We start from the raw sequence: 14,427 nt of genomic DNA, 5'->3' as shown, positions 1-14,427 counted from the left end.
CTGGCATGGCGTTCACCGACCCGTTCATCCGCCGCCCGGTGCTGGCCAGCGTGGTCAGCCTGCTGATTCTGCTGCTCGGCTTCCAGGCCTGGAACAAGCTGCAGATCCGCCAGTACCCGCAAATGGAAAACGCCCTGATCACGGTCACCACCGCCTACCCCGGGGCCAACGCCGAAACCATTCAGGGCTATATCACCCAGCCATTGCAGCAAAGCCTGGCCAGCGCCGAAGGCATTGACTACATGACCTCGGTGAGCCGGCAGAACTTCTCGATCATTTCCATTTACGCGCGCGTTGGCGCCGACAGCGACCGGCTGTTCACCGAGCTGCTGGCCAAGGCCAATGAGGTGCGTAACAAGCTACCCCAGGACTCCGAAGACCCGGTACTGAGCAAGGAAGCTGCCGACGCCTCGGCGCTGATGTACGTCAGCTTCTACAGCAAGGAAATGAGCAACCCGCAGATCACCGACTATCTGTCACGGGTTATCCAGCCCAAGCTGGCCACTTTGCCGGGCATGGCCGAGGCGGAGATCCTCGGCAACCAGGTGTTCGCCATGCGCCTTTGGCTGGACCCGGTGAAGCTGGCCGGTTTCGGCCTTTCGGCTACCGACGTGACCAATGCCGTACGCCGCTACAACTTCCTTTCCGCCGCTGGCGAGGTGAAAGGCGAATACGTGGTCACCAGCGTCAACGCCAGCACCGAGCTGAAGTCGGCCGAGGCGTTCGCCGCCCTGCCGCTCAAGACCAGCGGTGACAGCCGCGTGCTGCTGGGCGATGTGGCGCGGGTCGAGATGGGCGCAGAAAACTACGACACGGTCAGCTCGTTCGACGGCACTCCGTCGGTCTATATCGGCATCAAGGCCACCCCGGCCGCCAACCCACTGGATGTCATCAAGGAAGTGCGGCGTATCATGCCTGAGCTGGAAAGCCAGCTGCCCTCGGCATTGAAAGTGTCGATTGCCTACGACGCCACGCGGTTCATCCAGGCCTCGATCGACGAAGTGATCAAGACCTTGGGCGAAGCGGTGTTGATCGTCATCGTCGTGGTGTTCCTGTTCCTTGGCGCCCTGCGCTCGGTACTGATTCCGGTGGTGACCATACCGCTGTCGATGATCGGTGTACTGTTCTTCATGCAGATGATGGGCTACTCGCTCAACCTGCTGACCCTGCTCGCCATGGTGCTGGCGATCGGCCTGGTGGTGGACGATGCCATTGTGGTGGTGGAAAACATTCACCGGCACATGGAAGAAGGCAAGTCGCCGTTCGACGCAGCCCTGGAAGGCGCGCGCGAAATTGCCATGCCAGTGGTGTCCATGACCATCACCCTTGCCGCCGTGTATGCACCGATCGGCTTCCTCACCGGGCTCACCGGCGCGCTGTTCAAGGAGTTTGCCCTGACGCTGGCCGGGGCGGTGATCATTTCCGGTATCGTTGCCCTGACCCTGTCACCGATGATGTGCGCCCTGCTGCTGCGCCGGGAGCAGAACCCGAGCGGCCTGGCCCACCGCCTCGACCAGCTGTTCGAACGACTGAAAGGGCGCTACCAGCGCGTGCTTCACGCCACCCTCGACAGCCGGCCGGTGGTGCTGGTGTTTGCCGTGATCATCCTGTGCCTGATCCCGGTGCTGCTCAAATTCACCCAGAACGAACTGGCGCCCAACGAGGACCAGGGGGTGATCTTCATGATGAGCAGCTCGCCTCAACCGGCCAACCTCGACTACCTCAACGCCTACACCGACCAGTTCACACCGCTGTTCAAGGCCTTCCCCGAGTATTACTCGTCGTTTCAGATCAACGGCTTCAATGGCGTGCAGACCGGTATTGGTGGTTTTTTGCTCAAGCCCTGGAACGAGCGCGAACGCACACAGATGGAGCTACTGCCGCTGGTGCAGGCCAAACTCGAGGAAATCAGCGGGCTGCAGATCTTCGGCTTCAACCTGCCTTCGTTACCCGGCACTGGCGAGGGCTTGCCATTCCAGTTCGTGATCAATACCGCTGGCGACTACCCGGCTCTGCTGGACGTGGCCCAGCGCATCAAGACGCGCGCTCAGGAATCGGGCAAGTTCGCCTTCCTTGATATCGATCTTGCCTTCGACAAGCCCGAAGTGGTGGTGGACATCGACCGGGCAAAGGCGGCGCAGATGGGGGTGTCGATGGACACCCTCGGCGGCACCCTGGCGACCCTGCTGGGCGAGGCGGAAATCAACCGTTTCACCCTTGAAGGCCGCAGTTACAAGGTGATCGCCCAGGTTGAACGGCCTTACCGCGACAACCCCGGCTGGCTGAACAACTACTACGTTAAGAACGACCAGGGCCAGTTGCTGCCGCTGTCGACCCTGATCACCCTCACCGACCGCGCTCGCCCACGCCAGCTCAACCAGTTCCAGCAACTGAACGCTGCGATCATCCAGGGCGTCCCCATGGTCAGCCTGGGCGAGGCACTGAAGACCGTGCAGGACATCGCTCGCGAAGAGGCCCCGGAGGGCTTTGCCTTCGACTACGCCGGCGTGGCCCGCCAGTATGTACAGGAAGGCAGCGCATTGTGGGTCACCTTCGGCCTGGCGCTGGCGATCATTTTCCTCGTGCTGGCTGCACAGTTCGAAAGCTTCCGCGACCCGTTGGTGATTCTGGTGACCGTGCCGTTGTCCATCTGTGGCGCGCTTTTGCCGCTGTTCCTGGGTGTGTCGAGCATGAACATCTACACCCAGGTCGGGCTGGTGACATTGATCGGGCTTATCAGCAAGCACGGAATCCTGATCGTCGAGTTCGCCAATCAGCTACGCGATGAGCGTGGCCTGAGTGTGCGCGAAGCGATCGAGGAAGCAGCGGCCATTCGCCTGCGGCCGGTGCTGATGACCACCGCGGCGATGGTGTTCGGCATGGTGCCGCTGATTCTGGCAACCGGGGCGGGAGCAGTAAGCCGGTTTGACATCGGTATGGTGATTGCCACCGGGATGTCGATTGGCACGCTGTTTACCTTGTTTGTGTTGCCGTGCATCTACACCCTGCTGGCGCACAAGGCGAGCGCCAAGGCACCTGCAATCGCTTGAACCGACCTTTGGGAGCGGGCTTGCCCGCGAAGAGGCCGGCAAGGCAGCCGCAAAAAACCAAAGGCCCCGCAATCGCGAGGCCTCTGGCTTTTTCAGCTAACGCAGGGTTCATCCCTGTGGCCGCAACCCTTGACGCAGGCCAAACAGGAACAGCAAAAGGTCCTGGTCCGGCTCGCTCCGGGCCTGCTGCTGCGGTTTTGCATCCCGCGGCAACGCGCACTGGTCTGCCATCTCAGCCTTGCTGAACACGGTCGGCCTCGGCTCTTCCCAGGCAGCCACCGCCACGGTGGTCACCGCCAGGCCAGCTACCAGGAACAAAGCTCGAGCAATTTCTAGTTTCATTACTCTAACCCTTTGACAGCGCTGCCAAACGCCATCTTGTAAAAGTAGAGCAGCGTCCGCCATTCCGCGTCATTGAGCGACGAATGGCGGCGTAGCTGACGCAAGTCATTGCCGGCCGCCCGCTGGCAGCTGATACGCCGCCTGCACTTTTCCAGGTCCAGCAGCGCCACTTCGACGCGGGCCTGCTCGCCCTCGCCGATTACCTTGATGAATACGTGCTTGCCATACAGGCAGCCGTGCTGCCAGTGCCCCAAGTGCATCCGCGCCAGGTTGTCCGCCAGGTCCTTGAGCATGCGCTCATGCACTACCTGCGGGTAACGCTCGCGGGCACCTTCGGCATGCCAGGTGTCGAGTTCGACAAAACCGTCCAGCGCTTCGCTGACCAGCAGCGCGCGCCACTGGTGCTCGGCATCACGCTGTGCGCCACAGAAGACGATGCGCGGCACACGCACGCCCAACTGCTCGAAACTGTTCAGCGCATCGAGTTCACGCAACACGGTCGGCCGACCAAAAGGGTGCAACAGGCTGCGGTAGATATGCCCGACCTGGCGTTTGGCATACAACAGCTTGCCATCGGCATCGTTAAGGCGTTGCACGCCACTCTCGCCGCCGCGGCGCTGGTTAGGCTCCTCGACCCACTCGCCTTGCTGGCGCCAGTAAAAATCGAACTGCGCTTCCCCTTTATGGGCTACAGCCATCAAACACTACCCCTTACGCAATACATAGACCCGCCACATGGCATAGAACGGCAGGAAGTCCAGGCGTTCCTGGATTCTGAAGCCGGCGGCCCTGAATTCTTCTTCGACCGTTTCGGCAGGTAACACGAAACGGTTCTGGTAATTATCCTGTTCGGCCTTGGCGCTACGGCGCTGCTCCAGCTTTTTCCGGCGCCAGGCCTTGAAGTTGCCATCCACCCACAGTGACAGGATCACGCTATCACGGCTAACCCGTTGAAATTCCGAAAGAATGGTCTTTCTGTGCGCTGCCTCGCCAATGTGATGGAACAGACGCATGCAGAAAATGCTGTCCACGGCGTTATCTGGCAGGTCGATGGCAAATGCCGAAGTCTGCAAAGGCCGTACCCGTGCCACCACTTCTGGCGGTTGCGCCGCACAGGCGGTCTCGATCATGGCCTCGGAGTTGTCGGCACCGATGATTACCCGATTGGGCTTTTCCGCCAACAGCGGCCAGAAACGGCCCGCTCCGCATGGCAGGTCCAGTACCAAACCAGGCTCGCCCGCCAATGCCAGGGCGCGGCGTGCCAACTGCTCATCTCGCTTGTGGGAAAGGCGTCGCGCCAGGCCGTCCTGGTGCTTGAGAAAGTACTCGCGCGCATGGTCTTTGTCGTACTTCTCGGAAAATTCAAGCTTGATGGGGCTACGCATTGGGCATCTCCTGACTCCATTGCGCCCACACTAGTCATGCAAGCGTTGGAATCAGGTCATGCCAATGTGAAAAAAACGTTGAGCACTATTTGACCTGATACAAGACATTACTCGACCAAGGAGTCCGGGTCGCCTTTGGCCACGGTGTTGCTCAGGTCCACCTGGAAGCGGCAGCCATGCGGCAAGGTGGATGTCAGGGTGACACGCCAACCTTGGTCGTCACAGATCCGCTGCACCAGCGAAAGCCCTAGCCCCAGGCCCTCGCCACGCCGTTCATCGCCGCGCACGAACGGCCTGAACATGGCCTCACGCTGCTCTTCGGGGATACCCACGCCGCTGTCCTCTACGCTGAAACCGTTAGCTTCCAGGCTCAGGCGGATATACCCACTGTCGGTGTAGTGCGCCGCATTGCGCAGCAGGTTGCCCATCACCGACTGCAGGAAGGTGGCGTTGTACAGCACAGGGCTAGCGCTCACGCGGCCATCGAAATACAGGGTGAGGCCTTTCTGTTCGATGGTGTCGCGCCACACCCCGATGAGCTCGTCGGCCACTTCGCGCAGGGTCGCCCGTGACGCCACTGCCCCCTCATCACGCTGCGCGCGGGCCAACATGAGGAAGGTCTTGACCAGCTCGCGCATTTCTTCGGTGGCCCGCGCCACGCGCTCCACCTGGCTACGCGCACGGGCATCGAGGCCGGGGTTTTCCATCAGAAGCTCACACGACGTAGCCAACACCATCAACGGCGTGCGCAGCTCGTGGCTGACGTCGCTGGTGAATAGCCGCTCGCGGGTCAGCGCATCACGCAGGCGGCCCAGGGTGTCGTCGAAAGCCACTGCAAGCTGGCCGACTTCGTCTGCCGCATAATCCGGAGCCAGCGGCGGGGCCAGGCCCAATAGTTGATCGCGGTGGCGCACCTGACGCGCCAGGCGGATGACCGGTGCCATTACCCGACGTGCAACCAGCCAGCCAAGGATGACCGCCAGCACCAGGCTGAGCACGAAGCCCACCACAACCACGGCAAACAGTACGCGCTCGCGCTCCTCGAAGTCGCTCTGGTCCTGCAGCAGTACATAACGGCGACCATCGACGATCTCAACCATGGCGTGGTAGGACAGCTGGTCTCGGAACACTTCGTGGAAACCGCGGTCGAGGTGCCGCAGGTCCTTTGGCAGCTCGAAGTCGTCACGCCCGCCGCTGAAATAGAACAGCTGGTCTGGGCGAGGCCGATGACTCCAGTCACTGACGCTGTCCATACGCAGCAGGCGCTGCAGGTCACCGCCCAGTACCGAGGAAATCAGTCGCTCTTCGACCAGGTGCACCGTGCCGACGATACCGAATGCGAAGGCCCCGGCCACCAGCGCACTCATCAGGGCAAAGGCGATGATGATGCGCTGGGCAAGGCTTTGCTTAAACTCCATCGCGGCCCTCGGCGAGGCGATAGCCGACGCCATGGACGGTATGCAGCAACGGTTTCTCAAACGGTTTGTCGATCACCTGGCGCAGCTGATGCACATGGCTGCGCAGGCTGTCGCTATCGGGGCAGTCGTCGCCCCACAAGGCTTCTTCCAGCACCTCGCGGCGCAATACGTGCGGGCTTTTCTGCATCAGTACCGCCAGCAGCTTGAGGCCGACCGGGTTAAGCTTCAGCAGGCGACCCTGGCGGGTTACCTCGAGGGTATCGAGGTCGTAGCTCAGGTCAGCCACCTGCAGGGTGCGCCGCCCACCGCCCTGGGCACGGCGCAGCACCGCTTCGATGCGCGCCGCCAGCTCCGACAGGGCAAATGGCTTGAGCAGGTAGTCGTCAGCCCCAGAGCGGAAGCCCTGCAGGCGGTCGTCCAGCTGGTCACGGGCAGTGAGCATGATCACCGGCGTGTCACGGCGGGCATCTTCGCGCAGGCGCTTGCACAGGGTGTAGCCATCGATGCCTGGCAGCATGATGTCGAGTACGATCAGGTCGTAGTGTTCGGTGGCGGCCAAATGCAGCCCGGACAGGCCATCCTGGGCACAGTCGACGGTGTAGCCTTTCATGCCCAGGTAATCGGCCAGGTTGGCCAGGATATCGCGGTTGTCTTCAACCAAAAGAATGCGCATCGGTTTCTCCTGTGCGGCGCTTCTCGCTGTGGTGCGCGGCAGGCGCAGCTTAAGGCCTATGCCTGCACGGTGCCAGCCCTGGGGAAAATTCACCGCACTTGACGGTTTTTTCACTGATCCTTCACGGACACAGGATAGCGGGCGGCCGACAATACCCGTTCTTTTTCGCGCCCTGGAGCCGTCATGCAGCAACGCACCCGCCCTCGCCCGATCAACTACTGGCTGTACCTGGGTATTCCCCTGGCGACTGCGCTGGCCTTGATCCTGCTGGAGCTGACTTCGGTCGACATGGATGTCGCCAACCTGTTCTTCGACCCCGCTGCCGGGCAGTTCATTGGCCGCCACAGTTACCTGTTGGAAAACATCCTGCATGACCGGGTCAAGCAAGTGGTGATCCTGTTGGGGGTGATATCGCTGCTGACCTTTGCCGCGAGCTTTTTCTGGAAGCGCCTGTTTGGCTGGCGCCGTGAACTGGGCTGCCTGGCGCTGGCACTGGGCTTGTCCACGGCGTTTGTCACGCCGCTGAAAAAAGTCACCCAGGTGCAGTGCCCTTGGAGCCTGACCCAGTTTGGCGGCACCGAAACCTACAGCAAGCTGCTGGAACCACGGCCGCCTACCGACAAGCCTGGGCTGTGCTGGCCGGGCGGGCATGCAGCGACCGGTTTCTGCCTGTTCGCCTTGTTCTTCATGCTGCGTGATCGCAAGCCGCGCCTGGCGCGGGTGGCATTTGCAGTGGCCTTGATAGCAGGGTCGGTACTGTCGGTGGGCAGGATGATGCAGGGGGCGCACTTCCTGTCGCACAATGTGTGGACGGCAGTGTTCTGCTGGTTGATCGGATTGGGGTCGTATTACCTGGTTCTCTATCGGCGGGGGCAGGCCGAGGTGCCCGTCGCCGAGCGCAGCGCCGCATGAAAGAGGGGCCGCTTTGCGGCCCTTCGCACTTCAAGGCGACCCTCAGGCATGCTCGACGAACACATCAGCAAACACCTGCCCCCGCGGTACCCCTGCCATGAACATCCGCCGGGCAAACCGCTCGACACTCCCCGGTGCCCCACACAGCAGCGCCACCGTCTGGCGCGACAACAGCCGCATCCCGGCCAACGCTTCATCCACATGCTCCACCAGCACCAGCTCGACACTCACCCCGGGCAGCTTCAGCAGCTTCTCCGCCAGATAGTGCCCAGCCGGATCCCGCGCCACATGCACCACCCGGATTTCGCCCCGATGCCCCCGGCGCAACGCTTCGCGCAAGATACCCCAGAGCGGCGCCAGCCCGGTTCCCGCAGCCAGCAACCACAGCGGCCGCTCCTGCCAATCAGGGTCGTAATGAAGGGCTCCGCCTCTGAACTCCCCCAAACGCATCTGATCGCCGACCTGCAGACCACGCGCCTTGTCGCAAAAGGCACCAGGCCGCTGACAATCGATATGAAACTCGAGAAAATCGTCCTCACCCGGCAGACTGGCCAAGGAATAAGGCCGAGCAACCGCGCCTAGCCACAGCACCACGTGCTGCCCCGCCTGGTAACGCACCACCCGATCGGGGCGCAACCGCAGGCGCAATACATCGCCAAACCAGTCCAACGCACAGACCTGTGCCGGTACACCACCCAGCAAGGGGTCGTATAGCGCCACACGCAGGTCCTCGACCACCCGGCACTGGCAAGCCAGGCGCCAGCCCTGGGCGTGCTTCTCCAACGCCAATGCCTCGGGCAAAGCGTCTGCCGGTTGCCCGTCCAGGCAATGCACCAGGCAGGCGTGGCAACTGCCGGCGCGGCAACTGTAAGGCACATTAAGCCCCGCCTCGTTGAGGGCATCGAGCAGGTTGCTGCCAATAGGCACCACCCAGCGCCGCTCGCCCACGCAAATTTCGGGCATGTTCGGTACATCTCCTGCTATCCAAGGCTCACTGTAAGCCAAGCAGCGCACACCAGCAAAATAGATGCCTACACGCTGCCGACCATGGTCCAGACCGGCCGCAGGTGTGCCGGGCACCGATGCGCGCTATACTGCCGCGCCTTTTTCCGTCGGCCTGACCTGCCGGCGCCTTGCAAGGCGCTTCGACGTGCTGGTCGGCTATGTCGAGCGTCTTTTTGAATGTTCCCGTCTTTAAGAGGAGCGCGCTGCATGACCGTGATCAAGCAAGACGACCTGATTCAGAGCGTCGCCGACGCCCTGCAATTCATCTCGTACTACCACCCCGTCGATTTCATCCAGGCCATGCACGAGGCCTATCTGCGTGAGGAATCGCCTGCTGCACGCGATTCCATCGCCCAGATCCTGATCAACTCGCGCATGTGCGCCACCGGCCATCGTCCAATCTGCCAGGACACCGGTATCGTCACCGTGTTCATCCGCGTGGGCATGGACGTGCGCTGGGACGGCGCCACCATGAGCGTCGACGACATGATCAACGAAGGTGTGCGTCGCGCCTACAACCTGCCTGAAAACGTCCTGCGCGCTTCGATCCTGGCCGACCCGGCCGGTGCCCGCAAGAACACCAAGGACAACACCCCGGCAGTGATCCACTACTCCATCGTCCCCGGCGACAAGGTGGAAGTCGATGTCGCAGCCAAGGGCGGCGGCTCGGAAAACAAGTCGAAGATGGCCATGCTCAACCCGTCCGACTCGATCGTCGACTGGGTACTGAAGACCGTGCCGACCATGGGTGCTGGCTGGTGCCCGCCTGGCATGCTCGGCATCGGCATCGGCGGTACCGCCGAGAAGGCCGCGGTCATGGCCAAGGAAGTGTTGATGGAGTCCATCGACATTCACGAACTGAAAGCCCGTGGCCCACAGAACCGCCTGGAAGAAATCCGCCTGGAGCTGTTCGACAAGGTCAACCAGCTGGGCATCGGCGCCCAGGGCCTGGGTGGCCTGACCACCGTGCTCGACGTCAAGATCATGGACTACCCGACCCACGCGGCGTCCTTGCCGGTGTGCATGATCCCCAACTGCGCCGCTACCCGCCACGCCCACTTCGTGCTTGATGGCACCGGCCCGGCAGAACTGGAAGCGCCGTCGCTGGACGCCTACCCGGAAATCGTCTGGGAAGCCGGCCCAAGCGCCCGTCGCGTCAACCTCGACGACATCACCCCGGAAGAAGTGGCCAGCTGGAAGCCGGGTGAAACCATCCTGCTCAACGGCAAGATGCTGACCGGCCGCGATGCCGCGCACAAGCGCATGGTTGAAATGCTCAACCGTGGCGAAGAGCTGCCGGTAGACCTGAAAGGCCGCTTCATCTACTACGTCGGCCCGGTCGACCCGGTGGGTGACGAAGTGGTAGGCCCAGCCGGCCCGACCACTGCTACCCGTATGGACAAGTTCACCCGCCAGATCCTTGAGCAGACTGGCCTGCTGGGCATGATCGGCAAGTCCGAGCGTGGCCCGACCGCCATCGAGGCGATCAAGGACAACAAGGCCGTGTACCTGATGGCTGTTGGCGGCGCTGCCTACCTGGTCGCCCAGGCCATCCGCAAGTCGAAGGTACTGGCCTTCGCCGAGCTGGGCATGGAAGCGATCTACGAGTTCGAGGTCAAGGACATGCCGGTGACCGTCGCTGTGGACAGCAACGGCGAGTCGGTACACATCACTGGCCCTGCCCTGTGGCAGAGCAAGATTGCCGAAAGCCTGGCCGTCGAAGTGAAGTAACCTGATGTAACTGCGGCGGCGGCTTCGCGGGCAAGCCCGCTCCCACACGTACAGCGCAAGCCAGAAGGCTACGCGTTACCTGTGGGGCGGCCTTGCCCGCGAAGACGCCGCCACGGCCATCACAGGACTCTCTCGAACTGCTCCGGCCAGTCCCGCCAGGTAAACACCTGCCCTTCCCGCCTCACCCGCCGCACTTCCTCCAGATCTACCTCACACACCAGCCACTGGCTGCAGTTCGGGTTCAACTGCTCACTCAACGCCACCACCCCATCCCCCGGCATCCCGTGATCCGGCGGTACGAACAAGCCTGCCCGGCCGATATTCTCGTCCAATGCCGGCGACCAGGGCGCCACGCCCACCGTAGGGCTCTGCAACACGGCAATCTGGTTCTCCAGGGCTCGCGCCTGGGCGCCAATACGCACCCGGTGGTAGCCGGCCTCGGTATCGGTACAACTCGGCGCCAGGATCAGGTCGGCCCCTCTCTCGGCCAGGCGGCGGGCCAGCATCGGAAACTCGTTGTCGTAGCAGATCAGGATGCCCAAGCGCCCCAGTTCGGTTTCAAAAACTTGCAGCCCCTGGCCTGCAGCGATGTCCCACTGCTCGCGCTCGAAGCGGGTCATCATCAGTTTGTCCTGATAACCCAGCACACCTTGGGGGCCGAACAGCCAGGCACGGTTGCGGTAGCGCCCATCGCTGTCCAGCACCGGCACACTGCCCGGTTGCAGGTAGATCCCCCAGCGTCGGGCAAGGCTCTCGCACAACGCTTTCCAAGGTTCGATCAGCGGCTGGATGCCGGCAATCGAAGCCTTCAGGTCTTCCCGCTGCCCGGCATTCAGCTGGCCGCTCAGCACCAGCCCGGCGTATTCCGGCAACAGCAGCAAGCGTGCCCCCGCCTCCACCGCTTCGGCGCACAGGCCTTGCAGGTGGTCGGCGTAGGCGTCCCAGGTTTCGTGCAGCTCGATGGCGTACTGGCAGGCTGCCAGGCGGATCATATCGGCAGTGCCTTGAGCCAGAACGACATCAGCTTGTCGGAGCTTTCCTGCTCGTCCAGGTCGCGCCAGGCGTAGGTGGTACGCAGCGATGGGTCGTGCAGGAAGCCGCGGTTGCGCCAGAAGCCATGCAGGGGTTTGTACTCGGCTGGCCGTCGCGGGTGCGCACCAGGTCGCTCGACCGCGCAGAACGCGCAGTAATCGAACTCGGCCAGTTTGTGTGCGTAGGACTCGCGCTCGATGAAGAAGCGAACCCCCAGGCCCTGACCGCGGTATGCCGGCAACACCAGCGACTCCCCGAAGTAGTACACACTGGCCGGGTCGCGCCCCTGGGCCAGGAATGGCTGCTGGAATTCGGGCGCGACATCCACCAACGGCAGGCCGGTAGAGGCGCCGACCACCTTGCCGTCGTCCAGCGCCAGCACAACCAGGCTGCGCCCGGAGCGGGCATAGTTGGCCAGGTAGTCGGCCTCGTACTCCGGGGTGCCGTCGTACAGGTAGGGGAACTCGCGGAACACAGTAAGGCGCAGGCGAGCGAGGTCATCGATGTAAGGCGCGATAGCGGCACCGTGCAACAGGCGTATTTCCATGTTTGGCGGTCGTTTTGTCGATGTGGATGACGCGCTCGGCTAAGCCGGGCTTGAGGGGAAACCCTATCATCCGAGGTAACGACCCGCCTTTTCCCTACACGACAGGAAATGTTCCATGACCGCAACCGAACTGGTAAATGCTTACTACGCCGCCTTCAACGCGGGTGACATGCCGGGCTTTCTGGCGCTGCTCAGCGAAGACGTGATCCACGACATCAACCAGGGCGAGCGTCAGATGGGCAAGGCCAGGTTCGCCGCGTTCATGGACAAGATGAACCGCTGCTACCGCGAGCGCCTGGCCGACATCGTGGTGATGCAGAACGCCGATGGCAGCCGCGCGGCGGCGGAGTTCACCGTGCATGGCCAATACCTGGCCGATGACGAAGGGCTGCCGACGGCAAACGGCCAAACCTATGTGCTGCCGGCGGGGGCGTTCTTCTATATTCACTGTGGCAAGATTGCCCGGGTGACCAACTACTACAACCTCAATGACTGGGTGGAGCAGGTTGCCTGAAGCAACCCGCTGCCAATTCAATCAAACCTGTCAGACAATACGCGTGCCCAGCACTTGAAGGAACGCCGCCAGCCAGGCCGGGTGCGCGGGCCATGCCGGTGCGGTCACCAGGTTGCCATCCACATGCGCCTGGTCCACCGCGATGTCGATGAACGTGCCACCCGCCAGGCGCACTTCTGGCGCACATGCCGGGTACGCGCTGCACTCACGCCCCTCCAGCACCCCTGCCGCTGCCAGCAGCTGGGCCCCATGGCACACCGCCGCAATCGGCTTGCCGGCCTGGTCGAACGCCCGCACCAGGTCCAACACCTTTTCATTCAGGCGCAGGTACTCCGGCGCGCGGCCACCTGGGATCAGCAGCGCGTCATAACTCTCGGGCCGCACCCGCACGAAATCATAATTCAGGGCAAAATTGTGCCCTGGCTTTTCGCTGTAGGTCTGTTCACCCTCGAAGTCATGAATCGCGGTACGCACGGTCTGCCCCGCCAGCTTTTCCGGGCACACCGCATGCACCGTGTGGCCCACCATGCTCAAGGCCTGGAACGGCACCATCGCTTCGTAATCTTCGACGTAGTCGCCCACCAGCATGAGAATTTTCTTCGCCGTCATCTCGCCCACTCCTTCGGTTAACTGTGAATAGTCACTGCACGATAGCCGCTGTCAGTCACGGCGGTCGAGGAAGTTGACCACCAACCGATCGAGCCAGCCCCAGATCCGTTGCTTCACCCTGCGCCACAAAGGGCGCGCATGCCAGTGGGCGAGGTCGACTTCCTCGCTCTGGGCGAAGTCGCGCTCGAAGCTGGCCACCACCGCCGCAGTCAACGGCGGGTCCAGCGCTTCGATGTTGGCTTCAAGGTTGAAGCGCAAGTTCCAGTGGTCGAAGTTGCACGAACCGACGCTGACCCAGTCGTCTACCACAGCCATCTTCAGGTGTAGGAAGCACGGCTGGTACTCGAAAATCCGTACGCCCGCGCGCAACAGACGCGGGTAGTAACGATGCCCGGCGTAGCGTACCGAGGGATGATCGGTGCGCGGACCGGTCAACAACAGACGCACGTCCAAGCCCTTGCTGGCAGCCCGGCGCAACGAACGGCGCACGCTCCAGGTCGGCAGGAAGTACGGCGTGGCCAGCCACACCCGTTTCTGGCCGCTGTTCAGCGCCCGTACCAGCGCGTGCAGGATGTCCTGGTGCTGGCGGGCGTCGGCATAAGCGACCCGGCCCATGCCCTGCCCCTGCGCAGGCACCTTGGGCAGACGCGGCAGGCCAAAGCCTTCAGCAGGGCGCCAGGCGGTGCGGCGGTTGTTGGCTTGCCACTGACGGTCGAACAGCAACTGCCAGTCGCTCACCACCGGCCCCTGCATCTGCACCATCACTTCGTGCCATTCGCTGGTCGCCTCACCCGGCGTCCAGAACTCGTCGGTAACGCCCGTCCCCCCCACCACTGCCCAACGTTCGTCAACCAGTAGCAATTTGCGATGATCACGGTAGAGGTTACGCAGGCCACGCTTCCAGCGCAGGCGGTTATACCAGCGCAAGTACACGCCAGCGTCCAGCAGGCGCTGACGCAACGCGCTGTTGAAGGCCAATGAACCGTAGTCATCGAACAGGCACCGCACCCGCACGCCACGCCGGGCAGCCTGCTCCAGCGCGTCGACCACCGCCTCGGCACAGGCACCGGCCTCGACCAGGTACAGCTCCAGGTCAACCTGGAACTCGGCACGCATGATCGCCAGGAGCATGCGCGGAAAGAACTCAGGGCCGTCGATAAGCAGTTCGAACTGATTGCCATCACGCCAGGGGAAGACCGGCCCCGCCAT

14 protein-coding genes are annotated in these 14,427 nt (G+C 62.7%); 4 read left to right on the top strand and 10 right to left on the bottom strand.

Features of this window, described 5'->3' with window-relative positions; translation table 11 throughout:
- Positions 1–5: 5 nt before the first annotated feature.
- Positions 6–3,050: a multidrug efflux RND transporter permease subunit gene (locus tag ACZ889_RS08735; RefSeq protein ID WP_180688806.1), complete on the top strand. Its 3,045-nt coding sequence runs from the start codon at positions 6–8 to the stop codon at positions 3,048–3,050.
- A gap of 108 nt (positions 3,051–3,158) precedes the next feature.
- Here the strand turns inward: ACZ889_RS08735 and ACZ889_RS08730 are convergent, their stop codons facing one another.
- The 5 genes from ACZ889_RS08730 to colR form a co-directional block, all read right to left on the bottom strand.
- Positions 3,159–3,392: a hypothetical protein gene (locus tag ACZ889_RS08730; protein ID WP_047603320.1), complete on the bottom strand. Its 234-nt coding sequence runs from the start codon at positions 3,390–3,392 to the stop codon at positions 3,159–3,161.
- The gene (locus tag ACZ889_RS08725) at positions 3,392–4,090 is read right to left on the bottom strand and encodes a lipopolysaccharide kinase InaA family protein (protein WP_049586448.1); all 699 of its coding nucleotides are present in this window, start codon (positions 4,088–4,090) and stop codon (positions 3,392–3,394) included. The genes ACZ889_RS08730 and ACZ889_RS08725 overlap by 1 nt, the downstream gene beginning before the upstream one ends.
- 6 nt (positions 4,091–4,096) lie before the next feature.
- Positions 4,097–4,777: a class I SAM-dependent methyltransferase gene (locus ACZ889_RS08720; protein WP_003255211.1), complete on the bottom strand. Its 681-nt coding sequence runs from the start codon at positions 4,775–4,777 to the stop codon at positions 4,097–4,099.
- Positions 4,778–4,884: 107 nt separating this feature from the next.
- Positions 4,885–6,195: a sensor histidine kinase gene (locus ACZ889_RS08715; RefSeq protein ID WP_180688807.1), complete on the bottom strand. Its 1,311-nt coding sequence runs from the start codon at positions 6,193–6,195 to the stop codon at positions 4,885–4,887.
- A complete protein-coding gene (gene colR, locus ACZ889_RS08710; protein WP_003255215.1) occupies positions 6,185–6,868 on the bottom strand; it encodes a two-component system response regulator ColR in 684 nt (227 codons plus the stop codon). Before colR ends, ACZ889_RS08715 begins: the two co-directional genes overlap by 11 nt.
- Before the next feature lie 183 nt (positions 6,869–7,051).
- Between colR and ACZ889_RS08705 the strand changes: the two genes are divergently transcribed.
- Positions 7,052–7,780, top strand: a complete 729-nt coding sequence (locus ACZ889_RS08705) for a phosphatase PAP2 family protein (RefSeq protein WP_014860091.1) — start codon at positions 7,052–7,054, stop codon at positions 7,778–7,780.
- 42 nt (positions 7,781–7,822) lie between these two features.
- On the opposite strand, the gene ACZ889_RS08700 is transcribed toward ACZ889_RS08705, so the two are convergent.
- Positions 7,823–8,743, bottom strand: coding sequence for an iron-sulfur-binding ferredoxin reductase (locus ACZ889_RS08700; protein WP_014860090.1), 921 nt, complete (start codon positions 8,741–8,743; stop codon positions 7,823–7,825).
- A gap of 249 nt (positions 8,744–8,992) precedes the next feature.
- Here ACZ889_RS08700 and ACZ889_RS08695 point away from each other — a divergent pair, with 249 nt between their 5' ends.
- Positions 8,993–10,516 carry a fumarate hydratase gene (locus ACZ889_RS08695; RefSeq protein ID WP_003255232.1) on the top strand — a complete coding sequence of 508 codons (1,524 nt, stop codon included), beginning with the start codon at positions 8,993–8,995 and terminating at the stop codon, positions 10,514–10,516.
- A 119-nt stretch (positions 10,517–10,635) separates the two neighbouring features.
- Here the strand turns inward: ACZ889_RS08695 and ACZ889_RS08690 are convergent, their stop codons facing one another.
- A complete protein-coding gene (locus ACZ889_RS08690; protein WP_319006664.1) occupies positions 10,636–11,508 on the bottom strand; it encodes a carbon-nitrogen hydrolase family protein in 873 nt (290 codons plus the stop codon).
- Complete coding sequence (locus ACZ889_RS08685) at positions 11,505–12,095, bottom strand: GNAT family N-acetyltransferase (protein ID WP_003255235.1); 591 nt, start codon at positions 12,093–12,095, stop codon at positions 11,505–11,507. The genes ACZ889_RS08690 and ACZ889_RS08685 overlap by 4 nt, the downstream gene beginning before the upstream one ends.
- 115 nt (positions 12,096–12,210) lie before the next feature.
- On the opposite strand from ACZ889_RS08685, the gene ACZ889_RS08680 reads away from it, so the two are divergent.
- Positions 12,211–12,609, top strand: coding sequence for a nuclear transport factor 2 family protein (locus ACZ889_RS08680; protein WP_003255237.1), 399 nt, complete (start codon positions 12,211–12,213; stop codon positions 12,607–12,609).
- Between the two features lie 30 nt (positions 12,610–12,639).
- Here ACZ889_RS08680 and ACZ889_RS08675 read toward each other — a convergent pair whose 3' ends face one another.
- Positions 12,640–13,218, bottom strand: coding sequence for a DJ-1/PfpI family protein (locus tag ACZ889_RS08675; RefSeq protein WP_003255238.1), 579 nt, complete (start codon positions 13,216–13,218; stop codon positions 12,640–12,642).
- Between the two features lie 51 nt (positions 13,219–13,269).
- Positions 13,270–14,427 carry a phospholipase D-like domain-containing protein gene (locus ACZ889_RS08670; RefSeq protein WP_319006663.1) on the bottom strand — a complete coding sequence of 386 codons (1,158 nt, stop codon included), beginning with the start codon at positions 14,425–14,427 and terminating at the stop codon, positions 13,270–13,272.

This window comes from Pseudomonas sp. TE3895 (assembly GCF_056278855.1).
The sequence above is the reverse complement of the archived record's forward strand: the minus strand, read 5'-3'. Positions and strand labels throughout refer to the sequence as shown.

What these genes read in the sequence shown, in the direction of transcription:
- ACZ889_RS08735 (WP_180688806.1), top strand. Translation starts at nt 6, where the DNA reads ATGGCGTTCACCGACCCGTTCATCCGCCGCCCGGTGCTGGCCAGCGTG.
- ACZ889_RS08730 (WP_047603320.1), bottom strand. Translation starts at nt 3,392, where the DNA reads ATGAAACTAGAAATTGCTCGAGCTTTGTTCCTGGTAGCTGGCCTGGCG.
- ACZ889_RS08725 (WP_049586448.1), bottom strand. Translation starts at nt 4,090, where the DNA reads ATGGCTGTAGCCCATAAAGGGGAAGCGCAGTTCGATTTTTACTGGCGC.
- ACZ889_RS08720 (WP_003255211.1), bottom strand. Translation starts at nt 4,777, where the DNA reads ATGCGTAGCCCCATCAAGCTTGAATTTTCCGAGAAGTACGACAAAGAC.
- ACZ889_RS08715 (WP_180688807.1), bottom strand. Translation starts at nt 6,195, where the DNA reads ATGGAGTTTAAGCAAAGCCTTGCCCAGCGCATCATCATCGCCTTTGCC.
- colR (WP_003255215.1), bottom strand. Translation starts at nt 6,868, where the DNA reads ATGCGCATTCTTTTGGTTGAAGACAACCGCGATATCCTGGCCAACCTG.
- ACZ889_RS08705 (WP_014860091.1), top strand. Translation starts at nt 7,052, where the DNA reads ATGCAGCAACGCACCCGCCCTCGCCCGATCAACTACTGGCTGTACCTG.
- ACZ889_RS08700 (WP_014860090.1), bottom strand. Translation starts at nt 8,743, where the DNA reads ATGCCCGAAATTTGCGTGGGCGAGCGGCGCTGGGTGGTGCCTATTGGC.
- ACZ889_RS08695 (WP_003255232.1), top strand. Translation starts at nt 8,993, where the DNA reads ATGACCGTGATCAAGCAAGACGACCTGATTCAGAGCGTCGCCGACGCC.
- ACZ889_RS08690 (WP_319006664.1), bottom strand. Translation starts at nt 11,508, where the DNA reads ATGATCCGCCTGGCAGCCTGCCAGTACGCCATCGAGCTGCACGAAACC.
- ACZ889_RS08685 (WP_003255235.1), bottom strand. Translation starts at nt 12,095, where the DNA reads ATGGAAATACGCCTGTTGCACGGTGCCGCTATCGCGCCTTACATCGAT.
- ACZ889_RS08680 (WP_003255237.1), top strand. Translation starts at nt 12,211, where the DNA reads ATGACCGCAACCGAACTGGTAAATGCTTACTACGCCGCCTTCAACGCG.
- ACZ889_RS08675 (WP_003255238.1), bottom strand. Translation starts at nt 13,218, where the DNA reads ATGACGGCGAAGAAAATTCTCATGCTGGTGGGCGACTACGTCGAAGAT.
- ACZ889_RS08670 (WP_319006663.1), bottom strand. Translation starts at nt 14,427, where the DNA reads ATGGCGGGGCCGGTCTTCCCCTGGCGTGATGGCAATCAGTTCGAACTG.